We start from the raw sequence: 7,255 nt of genomic DNA, 5'->3' as shown, positions 1-7,255 counted from the left end.
TGTACAACACCCCCTCGACTGCGTTATCTTTACTCTGTAGGGCCACTCGATTCATCTTCGCTCTCCTTTGGATTGGTTAACCAATGCGCCTAAAGGGTAGCCTGGGTGGCCCTACATAGCATCTGTGCCTGGCTTTCTCCGACATGTGCCGGGCAGCACAGCTCGGGCAAAAGCCAGGCTTATGCTGTGCACAGCATAAGCGCGGATATGCGGAGTGCGGGAATATGCTGAGTATTGGGGTATCGCCGTGGGCAACCTCTTGACTTTTCAGGGCGTTGGCGTTCTGAACAGGGCGATCGACTTCGCATAATATTTCCAACCATGCGACCTTGAGTTCCCCACCACACCTGCGAGCTCGATATCTTCCAGGCGACAGTTGACACTCGGAAAGTCGCCTTGTTGTGCGCGGTATGTCGCCGCGAGCGATGCTAGCCCGAGGGCGCCAAGCCCTCGGCCTTGCCCGCGTCGCCCGCGACCCGCGCGCCCCCAATCTCGTGCAGTCTCTGCTGGAGCTTCAGGTGATCGCGGGAAGCGAAGGGCAGGTTGACGAAGATGGCGATCCGACTCTCCAGCTCCTTGAAGGCGGTGCGGAATGCCTGCGCGCGCTCCAAGTCGTCGCCGTGTGCCTCGCTGGGATCGGCAACCCCCCACTGGGCGGTCATGGTGCTGGCCGGGCAAGATGGGACATTCCTCCGCCGCCGCGCGATCGCAAACGGTGAACACGAAGTCCATGCTCGGTGCAGACGGGCCCGAGAACTCCTCCCAACCCTTGCTGAGGACTCCTTCGGTGGAGAAGTTGAGGCGGCGTAGCAGATCCAGCGCGAGGGGGTGCACTTCCCCCTTCGGGTGACTGCCGGCACTGAAGGCCCGGAAGCTACCCCGGCCCAGCCGATTCAGAATCGCCTCCGCGAAGATGCTCCGAGCGGAGTTTCCCGTGCAGAGAAATAACACATTGTAAACCCTGTCCGAGCCCATCGTCCCCCTCTCAGGCGCGTTGTTTCGCGGGCTTGTGACTGTAGCGGACACAGCCGTGCCGTGTCAAGCTCAATATAGGCGCTATCCGGGCGGTTACAGAGATCCGGGGAGCCGACCAACGCTTACCGTCCCAGCGCGAATGGCGGTATCACGCTTGGGACTGCGACGTCGGCGGTCAGCGATCGACCGAGTGGCGTCATCGTCGCCGGGTGCGATCGCAACCGGTTCCGGTGCATGGCAGGCACCGAGCTGCGTGAAGTCCTCCCAAGTAGCCAGTTGCAAATAGCCCGGCCTTGGGCTTGCCCTGGTGCTGGGCGCGCGTTGCGCGACGAGCACCAGGGCGTCAGCACTGCATCGCTCCGCCGATCAGGCGGGCTCGATCAGAACGGCGCGCGCGTCGCTTCGAACCTCGACGTCAAAGGTCACGCCACTGAACTCGTACCAAATCTCCGGCAGGCCGCCGGCGCTCGGACGAATGCTCTTCTCGATCGCCGGCGACTCGCCGGAGGCCTCGAAGCCGAGAGCGAACCTGCGCACCGCCTCGTGCACGTTCTCCGGCACTTCTTGCCGCGAGATCTCGATTTCCAGCTCCAAGAGCACCGCATCGGCTTGAATGTCGGCCTCGATCAGCGTGTCATCGGACGCGCGACCCTTGACCTCATAGACGGCCTCGATTCCGTCGGCGTCGACGTGCGCGCCCGTGAGCACGGCTTGGCCGACATATTCCTTGAACGCGACTCGCGCCGCGTGCAACACGAGCGGCGGAACGTCCGCCAGATCAACTGGCGTGGATCCCGCATTGGGGGCCTCGACCACGCCGAGGTCGTTGGGCTTCACACTTTCGACGGCATGAGCCGTGGCGAAGGGCAGACTCGCAGTCAGCGCCAGGGAAGATAACGCAACGGACAATTTGGATTTCATCGGATTGGACTCCTCTTCGTATTAACAAGAGATGCGGAATTTACCTGTTCCGAATGACATCATTGTGATATCCGAATTACGGCAGCGTGACATCGAAGGGCTGGCCATGCTCATTCCCCTCGCCGTCGCCTCCATTGACCAATTTGAGACCTACACTCATCTCATTTGGGCCTACTCTCCCATATTCACCAAGACGTAATGAGCGCGTCACAGAAGGCTGGTACGGTTGCCGTGTCCGTAATGCGCAGTCCCTTTAAGAAGCAAAGGAGTGAGTTGATGAAACACAAACGCCCGAATCTGGCCGTACGCAGTGCCCTCTTCACCCTCGCTACAACGGTGGCGGTGCCCGTGGCAATCGGGGCCGAGCCCGCTGTACAAGGACCCGACTCGGTATCCGACTGGTTCGATGCCGGGCTCGGTGGGTGTACGAGCTCAGCCGAGGCCGACGAGGCGAACGAAGTGGGCGCCGCGCTCGGGGGGCTCCCACGCAGGCACTCGCGCGACAACGCCACCACCGCGCTCTTTCGATTGATGGGGAAGAACACGATCTGGAATCGAGTAAATGCGCTCGACATGCGGGGATGGACCACGTTCCACACCCAAGGGATGGTAAAGATCGACGGCACGTTCTTCGTGTCGTCCGTCGAGGTGCTCGAGGCCACGGTGCGCAACGGCACCGAGACGGACGCTCTGTACGACTTCTCCATCGACCGCTCCGAGGGCCGCGGGCGCGGCTGGCTGTTCAAGTTCGACGCCGACGGCCGCTTGCTCGGCCAGGTGGAGCTCACCGCCGGCAGCATCTACCACCCTGGCGGCATCGACTACGATGGCGAGCACATCTGGGTGCCCGTGGCCGAGTATCGGCCCAATAGCCGGAGCCAGGTGTATCGAGTCGATCCGGATTCGCTCGAGGCCGAGCCGGTGTTCGGAGAAGACGACCACATCGGCGGCATCGTGCACAACGTGCACGGCGGCACGATGCACGGTGTCAGCTGGGGCTCGCGCGTCTCTACACATGGAGGCTCAAGGGGCCGAAGCGCGGCGCTTTGCAGGTCGAGCAATCGCACTGGGTGCCGAACGGAGGCCTACATCGACTACCAGGACTGCCACTACCAAGGCGTCGAGTACATGCTCTGTGGCGGCGTGGGCGGCTACAGCACGCCGTTCGGTTCGATCGCGTTCGGCGGCCTCGATCTCGTCGACCTCCGCCGCGCGCGGCCTGCGCATCAGGTCCCGGTCAATGGATTCGTCGACGAGGGCAGTGGTCCCAACCCCGGGCTGGCGCTGTCGCACAATGCGTTCTGGGCCGAGCCGGTCGGCAATCGCTCGATGCGCGTCTACTTCATGACCGAGACTGACAACCAGGCCCAGCTCCTCGTCTACGAGGCGACGCCGTGGGTGAACCGCTGACGTCGTAGCGCGGTCAGGCGACCAAACCTACCATACGGACGTTACCCCACCGGACAACGTCGTAGCACTACGGCGCCGTCGCCTCCATTGATCAGTTTGCGACCTACACCCATCTCGTTTGGGCCCACTCTCCTCATGTTCACTAAAACGTAATGAGCGCGTCACAAAAGGCTGGTACGGTTGGCGTGTCCGTAATGCGCAGTTCCTTTAAGAGACAAAGGAGTGAGTTGATGAAACACAAACACCCGAATCTGGCCGTACGCAGCGCTTTCTTCACCCTCGCTACAACGGTGGCGGCTCCCGTGGCGATCGGGGCCGAGCCCGCGGTACAAGGACCCGAGTCGGTATCCGACTGGTTCGATGCCGGCCAGGAGTACATAGAGAACGCAAAAAAGCTTTTCCCGATAAGGCACCGGGCCAAGAATGTGATCTTCTTTGTCGGTGATGGCATGGGAGTCTCTACCGTGACGGCTGCCCGCATCTTGGAAGGGCAGCAGATGGGTAAGCCCGGTGAGGAGCACAGCTTGTTCTTCGAGAAGTTGCCCTACGTCGCGCTGTCCAAGGTTTATTCTTGGGACCAGCAGACCCCCGATTCTGCACCGACGACGACCGCCATGGTCACCGGCTACAAGGCGCGCGAGAGCATGCTGGCGGTCGACCACACCACCGCGCGCTACGAGTGCGATCCGGGGGTGATCGCTTCGAAGTCGTTAGAGACCATCCTCGAGCAGGCCGCCCATGCCGGCAAAGACACCGGCGTCGTAAGTACCGCGCGGCTGACGCATGCGACGCCGGGCGCGAACTACGCGCACACGGCGGTGCGTGACTGGGAGAGTGACAGCGAGATCCGCTCGTATGAGGAAACGAACGGATTGCCCGCCGGTTCCTGCGCGGTGAAAGATATCGCCCGCCAGCTCATCGAGCTAACCGGTGGGGTCAAGGACAGCCTGAAGGCTGCCCTGGGCGGCGGTCGTTCCTATTTTCAACCGGACACCCTGGTCGATCCGGAAGACGGCGGCACCAACGTGGGTCGTCGCAAGGACGGCCGCGACCTGACCGACGAGTGGGTGAGCACGCGTGGCCCCGGCGCCAAGTTTGTGTATGACCGGGCAGGCTTCGACGCGGCGGATCCAGCGGCGACCAGCCACTTGCTCGGCTTGTTCGAACGCTCGCATATGGAATACGAGCATGATCGTCCGAGCGATAAGGGGGGCGAGCCCTCGCTGTCCGAGATGACCGCAAAGGCGGTCCAGATCCTTTCGAAGAAAAAGAAGAGGGGCTTTTACCTGCACGTCGAGAGCGGGCGCATCGACCACGCCCACCACGCCGGCAACCCTTATCGGGCGCTCACCGATACCATCGAGTTTGCGAAGGCGATCCAGAAGGCCTACGAGATGACCGATCCCGAAGAGACGCTCATCATCGTGACCGCCGACCACAGCCATGTGTTCACGATCGCCGGCTACCCCCATCGGGGCAACCCGATCCTCGGTAAGGTAGCCGAGGTGCCGAACGTAGACGGCGATCCGACGGAGCTCCAAAGCGATGCGCTCGGCCTCCCTTACACCACGCTGAGCTACGCCAACGGCCCAGGCTATACGGGCGCGTCCGATGTCCAGCCTGCCGGCCTCAAGACATTCCCGCACAATCCAGAGTCCTTCACCAACGGCGCGTTGCGGCCCGACATGACCAGCGTTGACACCACGGTACCGACCTTCATGCCGGAATCGACGGTACCGCTCTCCTCGGAAACGCATTCGGGTGAGGATGTGGCGATCTACGGCAGCGGTCCTAAAGCGCACCTCGTGCGTGGCGTCATGGAACAGAACTGGATCTATCACGTGATGAAGGAAGCTTTCCGCTTTTAAGCGGGCTCAACGTTATATTTGTGCTCATCCGGTGGCTACGCCCGGCCAGCCGGGAAGGCGGGGATGTTTCCTCGCCCCCATGCTTCTACGTTGGGGCTATCGCTAACACGGGATTGACATGGATCGACTCAAAACAACGACTGCATGGCTCTTGATCGTGTTGTCCGCAACCCTGCAGGGGGTTCCGCGGGAGATGGAGGCGACCGGTACCGGCGAGGGCCATGATCATGACCCGGCCACGGCGCCGGCGAGAGTGTTCCCGCCGCTCGCCGCGCTATACGAGACGGAGGTGCTTGCCGAGGGAGATCAGACCACGGCACAGGGTCACACGCGGTTGCGCTGGTATCTGTGGCGCGATGACCAGCGGGTCGAAACCCGCACGGTGGGGGGCGTGTTCAGCGAAATCTGGTCGAGGGATAGCGAGGGACGCATCTCCAAGGAGCAGGTTTTTCCCGACGACCGAGCCGTGGTCGACTATTACCCGGGCGATCTCGCTGCCATGCAAAAGCACCTGTCGTGGCGTCATCTGCAATCCCTTATCGATCCCCAGGCACTCGGAACACACCTGAAGGAAGTAAGCTCACGCAGGGCAACAACTGGTTTGGTCAAGGTCTTTCGCGGCACGCCCGACGGCGTCTCGACGGAAGTCCACTGGTTAGTTTCGATCTCGCTTCCGTTATTAATCGAACGCCGTGATCAGAGCCGTCGGATCGTCACACGCTTGCTCGAGACCTGGCCTGTCGATGCTGCGCCCGTACCGCGCAGCAAAACAGAAACGCTCGGGGAGTATCGCCGGGTCGACTTCGCCGATTTCGGCGACAAGGAGAAGGATCCGCTGGTGCGTAAGGCCACGCGGGTTGCCGGCCGGCACCACCTACACTCGCACTCGACAGAGCATGGTTCCCGCTGAGGGACGCTGATTCCTCGCTTCAAACGTCGACGTGACTTACCATTCCGCACATCTCCGGCCGTCGCGCTCGATGGGGTCTATCGCACCCCACTAGGCCGGCCGAGCAGCATGCGTGCACAGAGCGCCGCCGCAGCGGCGCCCGCGGCTTGCGACGCGCGCGACGGTCACTGCCGGATTCGCAAATGACGTCGATGCCGTGAACCAGTAGGCGGCGAAGATGTAGCTCGCGACGAGCGGCGGCACTGCACTGGGCCGATGATGCACGCCGGCGAGAAACGTGAGCACAAGACCAAACGTGGCGACGCCCTCACTCACATACTGTCCGACGCTCGAGCGCGTCTTGGCGGAGAGCTGCATGAGGTCGACGTCGAACATAAGATGCGCAAGCAGCACGCCGAGAATCGCGCCCGCGAATTGCGCGAGCAGATACGCCGTGGTGTCAGCGCCCGACAGCTCACCCCTCGCGAAGGCGACCAGCGAAACCGCAGGATTGAAGTGGGCGCCGGACAGCGGGCCCAGGATCGCGATCAGCACGTAGAGCACCCCCGCGGTGGCCGCCGCGTTCGCGAGCAGTGCCACCGCGAGATTTCCCTGCGCTAGCGCTTCGCCCATGATGCCGCTGCCCACGACGGCCGCGAGCAGCAGCATCGTGCCGAGCAAACTCCGATGTGAACTTCACGCCGCTAAGGGACCGCAGCATCCGTCCTGCCCGCAGGCTGATTCACCGCCGTCTTGCCGCTTGGGACTTCGTGAGCCGACGGGCAGTCCCGCCGGGCCGATCTGCAACAGATGGCGGAATGCGGCGAGACGGGTCTCGTGCGCGAGCGCGGACGGGCACTTGAGGGCGTCTGTCGTTTTCACATGTCTAGATTCTCACATTGTCGTTCATGGAGGAAAGCTGTGCAACATTTTTCATGCAGCTTTAAGTAATTGAATGACTTGTCAATAGAGTCATCGGCCTTGTGCAAAGCGGCTTCGATTGGGCTCTTCGGGTGAAACTGTGGATGCGGGCGATGATGAAATAGGCTGTTCGCTAGGGGTCCGCATAGACGCTGATGGAAGAGCACGAAGAGGAGTGCGACTTTCACGCCCTTGGAGGTGAGGCGGTAGGCGTAGTGGGTACCATCGCGTTCGAGGAGTCCGTGGGCCCTCATCTTGCGGAGATCGTAGC

The 7,255-nt window shown here is 62.2% G+C and carries 4 protein-coding genes and 2 pseudogenes; 3 read left to right on the top strand and 3 right to left on the bottom strand.

The features are described 5' to 3' along the window. Positions 1–428 precede the first annotated feature (428 nt). A pseudogene (locus M3461_11960) lies at positions 429–975 on the bottom strand (arsenate reductase ArsC). Positions 976–1,341: 366 nt separating this feature from the next. Next, entirely contained in the window at positions 1,342–1,812 is a 471-nt protein-coding gene (locus M3461_11955; GenBank protein MDQ3775013.1) for a hypothetical protein, read from the bottom strand. 360 nt (positions 1,813–2,172) lie between these two features. Here M3461_11955 and M3461_11950 point away from each other — a divergent pair, with 360 nt between their 5' ends. From M3461_11950 to M3461_11940, 3 genes are all read left to right on the top strand, one after another. After that, entirely contained in the window at positions 2,173–3,306 is a 1,134-nt protein-coding gene (locus M3461_11950) for a DUF6454 family protein (GenBank protein MDQ3775012.1), read from the top strand. A 230-nt stretch (positions 3,307–3,536) separates the two neighbouring features. Continuing rightward, on the top strand, positions 3,537–5,174 hold the full coding sequence (locus M3461_11945; GenBank protein MDQ3775011.1) for an alkaline phosphatase: 1,638 nt from the start codon (positions 3,537–3,539) through the stop codon (positions 5,172–5,174). 193 nt (positions 5,175–5,367) lie between these two features. Then, entirely contained in the window at positions 5,368–6,084 is a 717-nt protein-coding gene (locus M3461_11940; protein ID MDQ3775010.1) for a hypothetical protein, read from the top strand. A gap of 153 nt (positions 6,085–6,237) precedes the next feature. Here the strand turns inward: M3461_11940 and M3461_11935 are convergent. Further along, a pseudogene (locus M3461_11935) lies at positions 6,238–6,732 on the bottom strand (aquaporin). Positions 6,733–7,255 lie beyond the last annotated feature (523 nt).

The sequence above is a fragment of the Pseudomonadota bacterium genome (assembly GCA_030860485.1).
In the GTDB taxonomy this organism is placed as follows: Bacteria; Pseudomonadota; Gammaproteobacteria; order JACCXJ01; family JACCXJ01; genus JACCXJ01.
Note: the sequence above shows the minus strand (reverse complement) of the source record. Positions and strands in the feature narration are given on the sequence as shown.